Annotated in this window: 15 protein-coding genes; 9 read left to right on the plus strand and 6 right to left on the minus strand. The window is 73.9% G+C overall.

Going from position 1 to position 14,962, the window contains the following annotated elements:
- Positions 1-5 precede the first annotated feature (5 nt).
- Positions 6-3,752: an AfsR/SARP family transcriptional regulator gene (locus tag ACIRFH_RS07800; RefSeq protein WP_403517933.1), complete on the minus strand. Its 3,747-nt coding sequence runs from the start codon at positions 3,750-3,752 to the stop codon at positions 6-8.
- Positions 3,753-3,920: 168 nt separating this feature from the next.
- Between ACIRFH_RS07800 and ACIRFH_RS07805 the strand changes: the two genes are divergently transcribed.
- Positions 3,921-4,715, plus strand: a complete 795-nt coding sequence (locus tag ACIRFH_RS07805; protein WP_403517935.1) for a site-2 protease family protein — start codon at positions 3,921-3,923, stop codon at positions 4,713-4,715.
- On the opposite strand, the gene ACIRFH_RS07810 is transcribed toward ACIRFH_RS07805, so the two are convergent.
- Both ACIRFH_RS07810 and npdG read right to left on the minus strand, forming a co-directional pair.
- Entirely contained in the window at positions 4,708-4,896 is a 189-nt protein-coding gene (locus ACIRFH_RS07810; protein ID WP_403517937.1) for a hypothetical protein, read from the minus strand. The two genes, ACIRFH_RS07805 and ACIRFH_RS07810, sit on opposite strands and share 8 nt — an antisense overlap.
- A gap of 88 nt (positions 4,897-4,984) precedes the next feature.
- Positions 4,985-5,692, minus strand: coding sequence for an NADPH-dependent F420 reductase (gene npdG, locus ACIRFH_RS07815; protein WP_403517939.1), 708 nt, complete (start codon positions 5,690-5,692; stop codon positions 4,985-4,987).
- Between the two features lie 132 nt (positions 5,693-5,824).
- Here npdG and ACIRFH_RS07820 point away from each other — a divergent pair, with 132 nt between their 5' ends.
- Positions 5,825-6,427 carry a hypothetical protein gene (locus ACIRFH_RS07820; protein ID WP_403517941.1) on the plus strand — a complete coding sequence of 201 codons (603 nt, stop codon included), beginning with the start codon at positions 5,825-5,827 and terminating at the stop codon, positions 6,425-6,427.
- A 144-nt stretch (positions 6,428-6,571) separates the two neighbouring features.
- Positions 6,572-6,889 (plus strand): hypothetical protein, encoded by a 318-nt coding sequence (locus ACIRFH_RS07825; RefSeq protein WP_403517942.1) that lies wholly within the window; start codon positions 6,572-6,574, stop codon positions 6,887-6,889.
- Between the two features lie 90 nt (positions 6,890-6,979).
- Here the strand turns inward: ACIRFH_RS07825 and ACIRFH_RS07830 are convergent, their stop codons facing one another.
- The gene (locus ACIRFH_RS07830) at positions 6,980-7,207 is read right to left on the minus strand and encodes a hypothetical protein (RefSeq protein ID WP_403517944.1); all 228 of its coding nucleotides are present in this window, start codon (positions 7,205-7,207) and stop codon (positions 6,980-6,982) included.
- A 58-nt stretch (positions 7,208-7,265) separates the two neighbouring features.
- Here ACIRFH_RS07830 and map point away from each other — a divergent pair, with 58 nt between their 5' ends.
- Complete coding sequence (gene map, locus ACIRFH_RS07835) at positions 7,266-8,123, plus strand: type I methionyl aminopeptidase (protein ID WP_403517946.1); 858 nt, start codon at positions 7,266-7,268, stop codon at positions 8,121-8,123.
- A 164-nt stretch (positions 8,124-8,287) separates the two neighbouring features.
- Positions 8,288-8,935 (plus strand): heme oxygenase (biliverdin-producing), encoded by a 648-nt coding sequence (locus ACIRFH_RS07840; protein WP_403517948.1) that lies wholly within the window; start codon positions 8,288-8,290, stop codon positions 8,933-8,935.
- Positions 8,936-8,975: 40 nt separating this feature from the next.
- On the opposite strand, the gene ACIRFH_RS07845 is transcribed toward ACIRFH_RS07840, so the two are convergent.
- On the minus strand, positions 8,976-9,620 hold the full coding sequence (locus ACIRFH_RS07845) for a PhzF family phenazine biosynthesis protein (RefSeq protein WP_403517950.1): 645 nt from the start codon (positions 9,618-9,620) through the stop codon (positions 8,976-8,978).
- Between the two features lie 290 nt (positions 9,621-9,910).
- Between ACIRFH_RS07845 and efeO the strand changes: the two genes are divergently transcribed.
- From efeO to ACIRFH_RS07865, 4 genes are read left to right on the plus strand one after another with little or no spacing between them, the layout of a single operon-like run.
- Entirely contained in the window at positions 9,911-11,065 is a 1,155-nt protein-coding gene (gene efeO, locus ACIRFH_RS07850; protein WP_403517952.1) for an iron uptake system protein EfeO, read from the plus strand.
- Between the two features lie 15 nt (positions 11,066-11,080).
- The gene (efeB, locus tag ACIRFH_RS07855; protein WP_403517954.1) at positions 11,081-12,334 is read left to right on the plus strand and encodes an iron uptake transporter deferrochelatase/peroxidase subunit; all 1,254 of its coding nucleotides are present in this window, start codon (positions 11,081-11,083) and stop codon (positions 12,332-12,334) included.
- Between the two features lie 2 nt (positions 12,335-12,336).
- Complete coding sequence (gene efeU, locus ACIRFH_RS07860; protein WP_403517956.1) at positions 12,337-13,209, plus strand: iron uptake transporter permease EfeU; 873 nt, start codon at positions 12,337-12,339, stop codon at positions 13,207-13,209.
- The gene (locus tag ACIRFH_RS07865) at positions 13,169-14,161 is read left to right on the plus strand and encodes a hypothetical protein (RefSeq protein WP_403517958.1); all 993 of its coding nucleotides are present in this window, start codon (positions 13,169-13,171) and stop codon (positions 14,159-14,161) included. Before efeU ends, ACIRFH_RS07865 begins: the two co-directional genes overlap by 41 nt.
- Positions 14,162-14,182: 21 nt before the next feature.
- Here ACIRFH_RS07865 and ACIRFH_RS07870 read toward each other — a convergent pair whose 3' ends face one another.
- A complete protein-coding gene (locus ACIRFH_RS07870; protein WP_403517960.1) occupies positions 14,183-14,914 on the minus strand; it encodes a bifunctional DNA primase/polymerase in 732 nt (243 codons plus the stop codon).
- Positions 14,915-14,962: the final 48 nt, after the last annotated feature.

Raw genomic sequence — 14,962 nt, forward strand, 5'->3', positions numbered from 1 at the left:
CCGGATCAGACCAGGGCGCCGGCCTCCTCCATGGTGAGGCCGGCACCCTCGGCGTACGCGGCCTCGTACGCCGGGTCGCCGAGGGCGGCACGGGTCCAGTCGACGGCGCGGAGGCGCACCTCGCGTTCCATGCTCTCCTCGACGTAACCGGGCGGACGCAGCGCGGCGGCGGCGCCGAGGCAGCGGGCGGCGTCCCCGGCTCGCCTCCCGCCGTCGATCCGGGCCAGCGGCAGGGCCGCGACCACCAGGTGCACCGAGCGCATCTGCGGCGCGATCGCCACCGACAGCGGGTCGTTGCCGCGCGCCAGGGCCTGGCGGGCCTTGTCGAGAGCGGTGTCGTAGTGGCCGTCCAGGGCGTCGATCCAGGACTCCGCCGAGAGGATGAAGGCGTCGAAGACGGCGAAGTGGGCGATGGAGAAGCGCTCCCGCAGCAGCCGCAACTGCTCCCGGGCCTCGCCGGTGCGGCCGGTGCGGGCGAGCCAGCCGGCGAGGAACAGCCGGGCGGCGGGCATGGTCCTGTTGTGCCCGCCGTCGTCGGTGCGTTCGACGACCTCGCGCAGGATGCGCTCGCCCCGCTCCGGGTCGCGGCCGCCCTCCAGCAGCGCGCTGCCGAGCCGGGCGTCGAGCACATCGACCTGCGCGTGCGCCCCCAGCCGCTCGGCGTACTCGGCGGCGGCCTCGTAGTCGGCGGCGGCGAGCAGGTGCTCGCCCCGGTGTTCGCGGGCCTCGGCGCGGGCGGAGAGGGCCTCGGCGAGTCCCCACTCGTCGCCGAGCCGCCGGAAGAGCTCCAGCGACTCGTCGGCGTCGCGGGTGGCGTCGCCGCGGAGGTCGCTGCGGTGGCTCGCCAGGTTGGCCCGCCACTGCAGGGCGCAGGCCAGTTCCCACTCGTAGCCCGGCGTCTCGCGGCAGGTGCGCACGGAGGCGTCGATGCTCTCGTGCAGGCGCTCGGTGTCGCCGGTGAGCATCACGGCGAAGAACCAGAACAGGCCCGGACTGCGGCAGGTCTGCGGCATTCCCGGCCGGTAGGTCGACGCGATCGACCGCAGCTTCGCCTGCGCCGCCGGGTTCTGCCAGGCGTCCAGCTCGGTGTCCATGCAGGCCAGGTGGGCCAGGTGCACGCCGCGCCGGGCCTCGAGGAGGACCTCGCCGGTCATCGGGGGCGGGGCGCTGGTGCACCGCTCCTCGACCGGGGCCGCCGGTCGGGGCGGATCGGTGAACGGGTCCGGGCCGAGCGCCATGACCTCGCTGAGCCAGTTCCTGGCCTCCAGCCGCAGGTCGCGGACGTGCCAGTACCAGGCCAGCGACAGCGTCAGGCAGAGCGCCTCCTGCTCGTCGCGCTCGGCGACGGCGTGCCGCAGGGCGGTGCGGACGTTCTCGTACTCGCGCTCCAGCCGCTCGATGGCGCGCAGTTGCCCGGGGCCGCGCAGCAACGGATCAGTGGTGCGGACGAGTTCGCGGTAGTACGTCAGGTGCGCGCGCTCGGCGGCGGCCCGGTCACCGGCCTCGTCGAGGCGTTCCCCCGCGTACTCGGCGACGGTCTCCAGGAGCCGGTAGCGCATGCCGTCGCTCCCGGACGGGGCGGCCACGACCAGGGACTTGTCGACGAGCGAGCCGAGCGCCTCCAGGGCGGCGGGCCCGCACACGGCCTCCGCGGCGGCCAGGTCGCAGCCGCCCGCGAAGACGGACAGGCGCCGCAGCACGTCCCGTTCCTCCTCGTCGAGCAGGTCCCAGGACCAGTCGACGACCGCGCGCAGCGTCTGCTGCCGGGGCAGGACGGTGCGGCTGCCGGAGGTGAGCAGGCGGAAGCGGTCGTCGAGGCGGTCGGCGATCTGGCGCGGGGTGAGCATGCGCAGCCGGGCGGCGGCCAGTTCGATGGCGAGCGGCAGGCCGTCGAGGCGGCGGCAGATCTCGGCGCAGGCCGCCGCGGTCTCCTCGTCGGCGTCGGGGCGGAAACCCGGGCGGGCGGCTGCTCCCCGGTCGGCGAGCAGCCGCAGCGCGGCCGGCTCGGGCAGCGGCTCGACCGGGCGCAGCAGCTCCCCCGGTATGCCGAGGGGCTCGCGGCTGGTGGCGAGGACGGTCAGCCGGGGGCAGCGGGCGAGCAGTTCCTCGGCGAGACGGGCGGCGGCGTCGATGACGTGCTCGCAGTTGTCGAGGACGATCAGCATGCGACGCCGGCCGCAGTGCTCGACGAGGCGCTCGACGGCGGTGGCCTGCCGGTCGGCCACGGCGACGGCCCGCATCTCCTCGGCGCCGGCGCCGTACAGCACGGTCTCGCGGGCGCCGAGGGCGGTCAGCACGGCCTCCGGTACGGCGTCGGGGTCGTCGACGGGGGCGAGTTCGGCCAGCCAGGCACCGTCCTGCGCGGAGTCCCCGGCGCCTTCGGCGGCCTCCTGCGACAACCGGGTCTTCCCGGCGCCGCCGGGCCCGAGCAGGGTGACGAGCCGCGCGGTCGCCAGGTCGGCGCGCAGGGCCCGGATCTCGGCGTCCCGGCCGACGAACGAGGTGAGCCGGGCCCGGAGGTTGCCCCGGGGGCGGGCCGCGGCGGGGGCCTCACGGGTCCCGGTGACCGCGGGGCCGGCGGACGCCGGTGAGCCGGGGTGCGTCGCAGAGGCGGCGGGCGCCGAGGAGGTGCCGGGCGTCGCCGGTCCGGGGGGCGCCATGGGGTCGGCGGGCGCCGCCGAGCGGGCGGCCGTCCCGGGGACGACGGGCGTCGCGGCGCCGGGGCGCCCCGCGGGATCGGCGGGCGCCGCGCACTCCCCGGAGCCGGCGGCTGCCGGGCGCCCGCCGTAGCCGGGGCGGGCCTCAGGACCGGGGTGCGTCGCTGGGTCGGGACGCCCCGCAGGACCGGCTTGCCCCACAGCCCCGGGGTGCGGCGCCGGGCCGGGGACACCCGCGGACCCGGCGGGCCCGGGCGGCATTGCGTGCCCGGCGGCGTCGGGCCGGCCCGCAGACCCCGGGTGCCCCGGCCCGGGGCGCCCCGCAGACCCGGGCGGCGTCGGCCGGAGCGGGCGCGGCGGAGGGCCGGAGGCCGGCGTGGGATCGAGCAACTCCCCGTGCAGTGCCCGCAGCTCGGGCCCCGGGTCGGTGCCGAGGCGGTCCGCGAGCAGGCGGCGCAGCTCCTCGTACGCGGCCAGCGCCTCGGCGGTGCGGCCGGTGTCGCGCAGGGCGCGCAGCCGCAGGACCTGGAGGGGCTCGTCCAGGGGGTGGCCGTCGCACAGCGCGGTCAGCTCGGGCAGGGCGTGTTCCGCCTGCCCGAGGTCCAGGGCGGCGGTGTGGCGGGCACGCAGGACGTCCAGGTGCCGGGTCTCCCAGCGGGCCGCCTCGGCGGTGCGGTCGGGCAGGTCGGCGAGGGCGGGGCCGCGCCACAGGGCGAGGGCGTCGTCGAGGAGCTCGGCCGCTTTGTCCGGGTCGCCGCCGGCGAGGGCGCGGGAGCCCTCGCCGGCCAGCCGGTCGAAGCGGTACAGGTCGACGTCGTCGGGGGCGGCGGTGAGCCGGTAGCCGCCGTCGGCGGAGGCGACCGCGTCCGCGCCGAGCGCCCGGCGCAGCCGGCCGACCAGGGCCTGGAGGGCGCCCGGCGCGTCGGCGGGCGGGTCGTCGCCCCACACCTCCTCCACCAGCAGCCCCACGGGCACGGCGCGGCCGGGCCGGAGGGCGAGCACGGTCAGCAGGGCGCGCAGCCGCGCCCCGCCGACGGGGACGGCCGTGCCGTCGGAGCGGAGTGCCTGGGTGGTGCCGAGGATGCGGTAGCGCACGGACCCATTGTCCCTGCTGCCGTCGGAGCCGGTCACGGGGTTTGTTCCGCGCGGCGCGGCAGCGCCCGGCCGGGCCTCGCCGAACACGTGCCGCACCGGGTACGGTCGGGCAGTCCCGCGCCCCCACGGTCCGCCGTGCGCGCGCAAGTCAGCCAGTCAGGGAGTCCCATGACCGCCGCCACCACCCGTCCCGGCGACCGGAGGATCAGTCCCGTCTTCCTCGGGATCCTGGCCGTCATGGCGGTCACGGGGTGGGCCACCTGGAGCGGGTTCGCCGAGCAGCCGGGCCTGGCCGTGTTCCTGTTCGTGACGGCCGCGTGGATCGTCTCGCTGTGCCTGCACGAGTACGCGCACGCGCGCACCGCCCTGCACGGCGGCGACATCTCGGTCGGCGCGAAGGGCTACCTCACGCTGAATCCGGTCAAGTACACGCACGCGCTGCTGAGCATCGTGCTGCCCGTGCTGTTCGTGATCATGGGCGGGATCGGTCTGCCGGGCGGCGCGGTGTTCATCGAGCGCGACCGCGTCCGCGGGCGCTGGCGGCACAGTCTGATCTCGGCCGCGGGCCCGCTGACGAACGTCCTGTTCGCCGCCGTGTGCACGGCCCCGTTCTGGCTGGACGCGCTGGACGGTGTGCCGCGCGACTTCCGGCTCGCGCTCGCCTTCCTCGCGCTGCTCCAGGTCACGGCCGCGATCCTGAACTTCCTGCCGGTGCCGGGGCTGGACGGCTACGGGGTGATCGAGCCGTGGCTGTCGTACGGCGTGCGGCGGCAGGTGGAGCCGTTCGCGCCGTTCGGGCTGCTGTTCGTGTTCGCGCTGCTGTGGCTGCCGGCGGTCAACGGCGTGTTCTTCGACGCGGTCGACGCGATCCTGCGCGGGCTGGGGATCAGCGACGTCGACTCGTACTGCGGTTTCGAGCTGTACCGGTTCTGGCAGACCGACGAGTACTGCTCGGTCAGTTAGCGACCGACTCGCGGCGCGGGGTCCGGCCGCGCTTGACGTAGTACCAGCACATGTTGGACGACACGCCCGTCAGCAGCACCCAGACGACGCCGATCACGACGCTGCCCTGCACGAAGGAGACGACGGCGGCGACCACGGCGAGCACGCAGACGATCAGGGCGTAGACGGCGAGGCGGGGCATGGGCGGGGCTCCTGTCGGGGGACACGTGCGGGTACTGCGGGTACGGCCGGCAGCGGCGTACCCGCACCCACCAGTGTCCCCCATCGCCTCATACGTCCGTGACGCGGAGCCCGGCGTGTGCCTTGTAGCGGCGGTTGACGGAGATCAGGTTGGCGACCAGCGACTCGACCTGGTGGGCGTTGCGCAGCCGCCCGGCGAAGACGCCGCGCATGCCGGCGATGCGCCCGGCGAGGGCCTGCACCGTCTCCACGTCGGCCCGGTCCTCGCCGAGCACCATGACGTCGGTGTCGATCTCGTCGATCTCCGGGTCCTGGAGGAGGACCGCGGAGAGGTGGTGGAAGGCGGCGGTGACCCGGCTGTCCGGCAGCAGGGCGGCGGCCTGCTCGGCGGCGCTGCCCTCCTCGGGCCTGAGGGCGTAGGCGCCCTTCTTGTCGAAGCCGAGCGGGTTGACGCAGTCGACGACGAGCTTGCCGGCCAGTTCCCCGCGCAGGGACTCCAGGGTCTTGGCGTGTCCCTCCCACGGGACGGCGACGATCACGATGTCGCTGCGGCGGGCGGTCTCGGCGTTGTCGGCGCCCTCGATGCCGTGCCCGAGTTCCCCGGCGGCGGCCCGGGCGCGTTCGGCGGCGCGGGAGCCGACGATCACCTTCTGGCCGGCCTTGGCGAGGCGGTAGGCGAGGCCCTTGCCCTGCGGACCGGTCCCGCCGAGCACGCCGACGACGAGCCCGGAGACGTCGGGCAGGTCCCAGGGGTCCTTGGCGGGGGCCTTCTGTGCGGCACTGTCGGTAGAGGTCATGGGCCCGACCCTACGTCCGCCCCGGTCGCCGCACCGGCCCGGGTGCCGCCGGGCGGGGTGCCGTCCCCGGGTCGGGGGAATCCGGGGCGAACGCCGCGACGGGCGGGCCGGGTTGCGGCAGGATGCGGGCCCATGGACGCCGTACGGGTAGCGCTGCTGCGGGACGTGCTCGCCGGGACCGAGTGGCTGGGGGCCACGCGGCGCTTCGCGGGGGCGCTGCGGGGATCGGTGGTGCCGCACGGGGGCGGGCTGCTGCTGGTGGGCACGGCCGGGTACGAGCCGTGGCATCTGGCGGCCCACCTGGTGGACGAGGCCGCCTGGTCGGGGACGCCGGAGCTGGCGCCGACCCTGGTGCGGCACGACGCGCGTCCGACGGACCCGGCGCATCTGGCGGTGGGGCTGGGGCGGCTGGCGGCGGCCCGGCGCGGGGAGACGCTGCTGGTGGTGGCGCCCGACGAGCCGGGGGCCCCGCTGCTGGAGCGGGTGCACGACGCCCGGCGGGCCGGTGCGACGGTGCTGGCCCTGGGCAGCGGCGAGCGGGAGCTGACGGCCATGGCGCACGAGACGCTGACCGTGCCGGAGGGGGCGGAGCTGGACCTGGACACGGTGCAGCACCTGGTGAGCGCGGCGGCCGGCGAGAACGCGGTGCCGCCCCCGCGGGGCCGCCGCCGCTTCCGCGACCGCCTCTCCCGCCTGACCGACCACCTGACGGCCCCGCCGCCACCGCGCTGGTGAGCACGCCGGCGGGGCCGGGGCCTCCTCCGGCCCGCCGCCTTCGAAGCACGCGGGCCCGCCGGATTTCGCTCGAACGGCAACCCGCCCCGGCGCCCCGGCGTCCGACTCCATGACGGACATCCGCGGAAGACCCAGGGAGGACACGTGCGGAAGAGCGAGAGGACGACGGACGTCGGGGCGGAGGACCGCGAGAGGTGGATGGCGCGTTTCCAGGTGCGTCTGGCCATGCAGCCGGGCGTGGACCGGCCGGTCGTGCTCCAGGCGGTCAAGGAGGTCACGGTGCACTGCGCGGAGACGGGAGAGGAGCCGCGGACCGCCTTCGGCGACCCGGACGCCCACGCCGTGCGGGTCGCCGCGCGGCTGGTGCCGCCGGAGCGGGCGGCACGCGACAGGCGGCCCGACGGCGTGGTGAAGAAGCTCCGCTCCGTGGCCAGGAGGGCGGAGGACATCGCCGGCCTGTGACCGGTGCGCGGGCCGCGCGGGAAGCGCGCGGCAGCCGTCGTGACGGGCGTCCGGCCGGTCAGCCCCGTCGGTCCTCGCCCGGGCGGCCGGTCAGCCCCGTTGGTCCTCGCCCGGGGCGTCGTGCCAGTGGGGATCGTTCTCCCACTCCAGGTTGCGCTCGCGCGCGGTCTGCATCGCGTGCTCGGCCTCCGTCCGGGAGGCGTACGGCCCGAACCGGTCCTTGGCCGGGCACTCCGGGCCCTCCTCGACCTTCTTGTGCTCCAGGCAGTAGTACCACTCGCCGGGTTTTCCGACCGTGCGCTTCTTGAACAGGGCCATGACCAGCTCCTCTCGCCACCGACATCTTCCCCCGATGCCCGCTGGTTAGACTCGCGGCATGTCTGGCCAGTCGCTGCTCGTACCAGGGGAGCTGTCTCCCATCCGTTCCGTACCCGGCAACATCCGCCGGCCCGAGTACGTCGGCAAGCCCGCGCCGACGCCGTACACCGGGCCGGAGGTGCAGACGCCCGAGACGATCGAGGCGATGCGCGTGGCCGGGCGGATCGCGGCGCGGGCGATGGCCGAGGCCGCGAAGCTGATCGCGCCGGGCGTGACGACGGACGAGCTGGACCGGGTCGCGCACGAGTACATGTGCGACCACGGCGCCTACCCCTCGACGCTCGGCTACCGCGGTTTCCCGAAGTCCCTGTGCACCTCCGTCAACGAGGTCATCTGCCACGGCATCCCGGACTCCACGGTGCTGCGCGACGGGGACATCGTCAACCTCGACGTGACGGCGTACATCGGCGGTGTGCACGGCGACAACAACGCGACGTACCTGGTCGGCGACGTGGACGAGGAGAGCCGGCTGCTGGTCGAGCGGACCCGGGAGTCGCTGAACCGCGCGATCAAGGCGGTCAGGCCGGGCCGGCAGATCAACATCATCGGCCGGGTCATCGAGTCGTACGCGAAGCGCTTCGGGTACGGGGTGGTGCGGGACTTCACCGGGCACGGGATCAACTCGTCGTTCCACTCCGGGCTGATCGTCCCGCACTACGACAGCCCGCACGCGACGACCGTCATGCAGCCCGGGATGACCTTCACGATCGAGCCGATGCTGACGCTCGGGACGCACGAGTACGACATGTGGGACGACGGCTGGACGGTCGTGACGCGCGACCGGAAGCGGACCGCCCAGTTCGAGCACACGCTGGTGGTGACGGACACGGGCGCGGACATCCTCACGCTGCCCTGACCGGCCGCACTCCCGCCCGCTCCCCCGGCCCGCCCTCCCCACGGAGGGCGGGCTTTTCACGTTCCTCCGGAGTACGCTTTTACCGACACCCTGTCGGAAACTTTGCCGACGAAGCGTCGGCAAGCCATTGACTTAGGCAAACCTAACCGGGAAAGATCCGGCTCATGGACTCCTTCTCAGCCCTCATCCGCACGGCCTCCCACGAGCAGCACACGGAGGCGGAGTCCTCCACGTTCATGAGCGATCTGCTCGGCGGCCGGCTCGGCGTCGAGGCGTACGCGCGCTACACCGAACAGCTGTGGTTCGTCTACGCGGCCCTGGAGGCCCCCGCCGGACGACTGGCGGCGGACCCGGTGGCCGGGCCCTTCCTGCGCCCGGAGCTGATGCGACTGCCCTCGCTGGAGCGGGACCTGGAGCACCTGCGCGGACCCGGCTGGCGCACGGGCCTGACCGCCCTGCCCGCGACCGAGACGTACGCGGCCCGGGTCCGCGAGTGCGCCGAGCGGTGGCCGGCCGGATACGTGGCGCACCACTACACGCGCTACCTCGGCGACCTGTCGGGCGGCCAGATCATCCGCGACCGGGCGGAGCGGACGTGGGGCTTCGCACGCAAGGGCGACGGGGTCCGCTTCTACGTCTTCGAGGAGATCGCGAACCCGGCCGCGTTCAAGCGCGAGTACCGCGAGCTGCTGGACGGCGTCCGCGCCGACGACCTGGAGAAGCAGCGGGTCGTCGCCGAGTGCAAGCGGGCCTTCGCGCTGAACACGGCGCTGTTCCGGGCCCTGGGCGAGGAGTTCCCGCTGTCGGCGTGACCCGGCACCCGGGCGAACCGGGGCGCGGGACCGGCGGGCGTCAGCGCTCCAGGCTCACCCGGCCGCCGATCTCGACCCACCCGTGCGGCTGGGGCGCCGTCAGGATCTGTGAGCCGGCTCCCTGCCTGATGTTGAGCGCGCGGCCGAGCCGTTCGGTCAGCAGCAGCGCCGCGGCGCCCGTCGCCTCGTCCTCGTCGATGCCGTCGTCGCGGCCGGGGAAGGCGCGGGCCCGGATGCGCCCCGCCGCCTCGTCCTCCCAGGCCCAGGCGTAGATCCACTCGCCCTTCGGCGGCACCGGCAGCGCGTCGACCTCGGCGGAGGCGGGGTACTGGCGCAGGGTGCGCGGCGGCGCCCACTCCGCCCGGGCCTCGATCCAGCTGAACTCGCCGTCCTGGCGGGCGCCCACCACACCGGCCGGGGTGACGAGTTCGGGCACGTCCAGGAGCCAGGCGGTGCCGACGCAGGGGTGGCCGGCGAACGGCAGGCGCAGGGTGGGCGTGTAGATGTCGATCACCCCGCGCTCGGGGTCGTCGACGAACACGGTCTCGCTGAAGCCGAGTTTGGCGGCGAGCGCCTGGCGGTCGTCCCGCTCGGGGATCACGGAGCCGTCCCGGACGACGCCGAGTTCGTTGCCGTATCCACCGTTCGGAGCGCAGAAGACGCGCAGTACGTCGTAGTCGGTCACCGGGGCATTCAAGCACCGCCGGGGCGGGTACCGCCGCGAAGGCCGGGCGGAGCGGACCGTCGCGCCCGAGGACGCGAGGGCACCTCGCGACGCGGCCTTTGACGCCTCTTTGACCTCCCCATGGGCACCTCTTTGAGCCACCGTGACCGGTCCGTGCTCATACACCGTCCATGAGATTCGGATCACCGCATCGACAGGTATCCCTTAGGAAATCCTTAGGTACGTTAGGCGAGCCTCACCTTGCCTATGAGGTCCGTCACGCGTATTTTCGGCCATCCCTTGGAGTCCGCATGCGAGCCGCCAGACTCACCGTCGTCACCGCCGTCGCCACCGCGGCGGCCCTGACCGCCGTCACGGGATGCGCGGAGAAGAGCGGCGCACAGGACGGCGACCACGTCGTCCGCGTCACGGCGAAGGACGACGCGTGCGACGTGTCGACGAAGGAGTTCCCGGCCGGGCACGTCGAACTCGCCATCGAGAACAAGGGTTCCAAGGTCACGGAGGTCTACCTCCTGTTCCCCGACGACCGCGTGGTCACCGAGCGGGAGAACATCGGCCCCGGCACCAAGCAGCGGGTCACCGCCGAGGTGAAGGCCGGTGACTACCGGATCGCCTGCAAGCCGGGCATGAAGGGCAAGGGCATCCGCCAGGACGTCAAGGCCACCGGCGGCACGGCCGCCAAGCGCGACCCGCGTCTGGACGGGGCCGTGGCCGCCTACCGCCAGTACGTGCAGCAGCAGGCCGACGAGACGCTGCCGAAGGCCGAGGCGTTCGCGAAGGCCGTCCGGGCCGGTGACCTGGAGGCCGCGAAGAAGGCGTACGCGCCCTCCCGCATCGGCTGGGAGCGCACCGAGCCGGTCGCGGAGTTCTTCGGCGACATCGACCCGAAGGTCGACGTCCGCGAGGACGGCCTGGAGGCCGGCCAGAACCCGGCGACCGACTGGACCGGCTGGCACCGCCTGGAGAAGGCGCTGTGGCAGGACAAGAAGATCGGCGACCGCGAGAAGCAGCTCGCCGGCACGCTGGTCACCGACCTGAAGGGCTGGCAGAACCGCGTCGGCACCGCCGACATCAGCCCGACCTCCATGGCCAACGGCGCCAAGGAGCTCCTCGACGAGGTCGCCAACGACAAGGTCACCGGCGAGGAGGAGCGTTACTCGCACACCGACCTGGTCGACTTCAAGGCCAACGTCGAGGGCGCGCAGAAGTCCTACGAGCTGCTGAAGCCGGTCGCGAAGGAGAACGACGCGGCGCTGGCGGCGGACCTCGACAAGCGGTTCGCCGCGCTGGACAAGCTGCTCGACCGGTACCGTCCGGGTCCGGCGTCGTACGAGTTCACCTCCTACGACAAGGTCGGCGAGGCCGACCGCAAGGAGCTGTCGGACGCGGTCAACGCGCTGGCGGAGCCGCTGTCCAAGCTGGCCGCCGCCGTGGTCGGCAAGTAGCGCCGGGGGACGAGGATGACGGACACGGACGGCAGGGCGCAGGCGCCGTCGCGCCGGGCGCTGATCGGCTGGGGCGGCGCGGGGCTCGCCCTCGGCGCCGCGGCGGCCGGCGGGGCGATGGCGATGACCCGCGCCGGCGACGACGTGGACCCGACCGGCTCCGACGCGGGCGGCGCGGTCGACTTCCACGGTCCGCACCAGGCGGGCATCGCCACCCCCGTGCAGGACCGGCTGCACTTCGCGGCGTTCGACGTGACCACCGAGGACCGCGCCGAGTTCGTCGAGCTGCTGAAGGACTGGACGGCGGCGGCCCGGAAGATGGCCGCCGGGCAGCCGGTCGGCGAGGGCGCCTACGGCGGACTGGCCGAGGCCCCGCCGGACGACACCGGCGAGGCGCTGGGCCTCAAGCCCTCCCGGCTGACCCTCACCGTCGGCTTCGGGCCCTCCCTGTTCAAGAAGTTCGGCCTCGCCGCCCACCGCCCGCCGGCCCTCGTCGACCTGCCGAAGTTCCCCGGCGACAACCTCGACAGGAGCCGCAGCGGCGGCGACCTGTGCGTGCAGGCCTGCGCGGACGACCCGCAGGTCGCCGTGCACGCGATCCGCCAGCTGGCCCGCATCGGCTTCGGCAAGGTCGTCGTGCGCTGGTCCCAGCTCGGCTTCGGCAAGACGTCCTCGACGACACCGGACGCGCAGACCCCGCGCAACCTGTTCGGCTTCAAGGACGGCACCCGCAACATCTCGGGCACGGAGACGGAGCGGCTGGAGAAGTTCGTCTGGGCCGGCGCGAAGGACGGGGCCCCGTGGATGGCGGGTGGCTCCTACCTCGTCGCCCGGCGCATCCGCATGCACATCGAGACCTGGGACCGCGCCTCGCTCCAGGAGCAGGAGGACGTCTTCGGCCGCGACAAGGGCGAGGGCGCCCCGGTCGGCAGGGCGAAGGAGCGCGACGAGCCGTTCCTGAAGGCGATGAAGCCCGACGCGCACGTCCGGCTCGCGCACCCCGACGCCAACGGCGGGGCGACGATCCTGCGCCGCGGCTACTCGTTCACCGACGGCACCGACGGCCTGGGCCGCCTGGACGCGGGCCTGTTCTTCCTCGCCTACCAGCGCGACGTGCGCACCGGCTTCATCCGCGTCCAGCGCAATCTGGCGACGGACGCGCTCAACGAATACATCCAGCACGTGGGTTCGGCGGTCTTCGCGATCCCGCCCGGCGTCCGCGACGCGGACGACTGGTGGGGCAGCACGCTGTTCGCCAAGGAGGCGTAACCGTGTTCTCCAACTACCTGATCGGTCTGCGCGAGGGCCTGGAGGCTTCCCTCGTCGTCTGCATCCTCATCGCCTATCTGGTCAAAACGGGCCGCCGGGACGCGCTGAAGCCCATCTGGGCCGGCATCGGCGTCGCGGTCGCCATCGCGCTCGGCTTCGGCTGCGTCCTCGAATTCGGCTCGCAGGAGCTGACGTTCAAGGCACAGGAGGCCCTCGGCGGCTCCCTGTCGATCGTCGCGGTCGTGCTGGTGACGTGGATGGTGTTCTGGATGCGGCGCACCGCCCGTCACCTGAAGTCGGAGCTGCACGGCAAGCTGGACGAGGCCCTGAGGATGGGCACGGGCGCGCTGGTGGCCACCGCGTTCCTCGCGGTGGGCCGCGAGGGGCTGGAGACCGCCCTGTTCGTGTGGGCGTCGGTGCACGCGGCGAGCGACGGCACCCCGCGTCCGCTGATCGGCGTGGCCCTGGGCCTGGCGTCGGCGGTGCTGCTCGGCGTGCTGTTCTACAAGGGCGCGGTGCGCATCAACCTGGCCAAGTTCTTCACCTGGACCGGCGGCATGCTGGTCGTCGTGGCCGCGGGCGTGCTGGCGTACGGGGTGCACGACCTGCAGGAGGCCGACCTGCTGCCCGGCCTGACGAACCTGGCCTTCGACATCAGCGGCACCGTCGATCCGTCGAGCTGGTACGGCACCCTGCTGAAGGGCGTGTTCAACTTCCAGCCCGACCCGACCGTCCTCCAGGTCACGGTGTGGCTGCTGTACCTGGTCCCGGCGCTCGCGCTGTTCCTCGCCCCGGTAGGGTTCGCCTCCGGGAAGGGGAAGGTGAAGGAACCTGATGAGCAGGGATCGCGGCCCTCGAAGGCCCCGCAGACTTGACCGGAGCGCCCTCATAGCGGCCTCGGTGACCGCTCTGTCGTTGGCGGCGAGCGGCTGCGTCGTGGTGCACGGCGAGCGCGAGGTGCTCCCCGCGACCACCCGGGCCGAGGCCGCGAAGGCGCTCGAACGGTTCACGGACGCCTACAACAAGGCCGACAAGGCCTACGACGGCTCCCTGGACGCCGAGTACACCACCGGCGCCCTCGCCGCCATCGACTCGGCGCGGCTGAAGGCGGGCCGGACCAACAACCCGGGCGGCAACCCGTCGCACACGCCGCTGGAGCTGACGGACGCGAAGTTCACGATCCCGAAGAAGGCGGGCTGGCCGCGCTGGTTCGTCGCGGACACCCGGGCCAACAAGGGCGGTGGGACGCGCTGGCTGCTGGTGTTCACCCGCAGCGGCCTGGAGGAGACCTGGCAGGTCGCGTACCTGACGCTGGTCGCCCCCGGTGACGTGCCCGAGTTCAGGACGGACGAGGACGGCTGGGCCGAGGCCGTGCCCGCGAACGCGACCGGGCTGGCCGCCGCGCCCGCCGGTCTGAGCGAGGACTACGCGACGTATCTGAAGGACGGCGGGAAGACCTTCGCGGACGGCTCCCACACCAGTGCGTGGCGCGAGCTGCGCAAGAAGCGGTCGATCAGGCCGGGCCTGGTCACCCAGTACGTCGACGAGCCGCTGACGAACGGCGACCACGCGCCGCTGGCGCTGCGCACGAAGGACGGCGGGGCGCTGGTGTTCTTCGCCACGCGCCACTTCGAGAAGCAGACCGCCGCGCAGGGCACCTCCGTGCCCGCCCCGAACAAGGACGTGCTGGCGCTGACGGACGGCGAGATCAAGCAGTCGCTGACGATGGAGTTCGTCTCCAACGAGGTCGCGCTGGATCCGGCGGGCAGCGGTCGGGTGGCCGTCCTGGGCCGGCTCCAGGGCATGACGTCGGCGAAGGGCGAGTAGGTCCTCGCGGCCGGCCCGCGCTCAGCGGCGCAGGGGCCAGGCGGTGCCGGCGGGGTCGCTCTCCTCGCCGGCGTGCCGGGCACAGGCGTCGGTGAGGGTCTCCAGCAGGGTCAGCGGGTCGGGCAGCGGCTGCTCGGGGCCGCGCACCCAGTGCACCGTCCGGCCCTCGCCGGGCAGCCGGGCGGGCGGTACGAGCACGTAGGAGCCGCGGCAGTGCCAGCGCAGGCCGGGGTGCTCGTCCATGGTCTCGGGGTGGCAGTCCAGCTCGCACGGCCACCACTCGTCCTCCTGCTCGGGGGTGCCGCGGGTGAGGGTGAAGAACAGCATGCGGCCGTCGTCGCTCTCGGCGACGGGCCCGACCTCGACGCCCGCGTCGAGCAGCCGCCGCAGTGCCTCGCGGCCGGCCTCCAGGGGCACGTCGAGGACGTCGTGCACCATGCCGGTCGCGGTGATGAAGTTGGCCTGCGGCTGGTGCCGGACCCAGCGCTCGATCTGCGCCCGGTCGGTGGTGGACTGCGTCTGCCAGGCGAACGACACCGGGTGCCGGGCGGGGGTGGGACAGCCGACGCGGTCGCAGGAGCAGCGGTAGCCGACGGGGTGGGCGGCGGGCGCGAGCGGCAGTCCCGCGGCGGCGGCGGCGAGCAGCAGGGGCTCCCGGTCACCGTCACCGGCGGTTTCCTTCGGGCGGCCCTTGCGCAGCCACTGGGAGAGTTTGTCCCGCAGGCCGGGCCGGCCACCGAAGTCCGCGCTCATCTATCCCCTCGCCTCGCCGTCGTGCGCACCAGCATGCCTCATGCTCCC

Source organism: Streptomyces sp. NPDC093586, from assembly GCF_044764905.1.
In the GTDB taxonomy this organism is placed as follows: Bacteria; Actinomycetota; Actinomycetes; order Streptomycetales; family Streptomycetaceae; genus Streptomyces.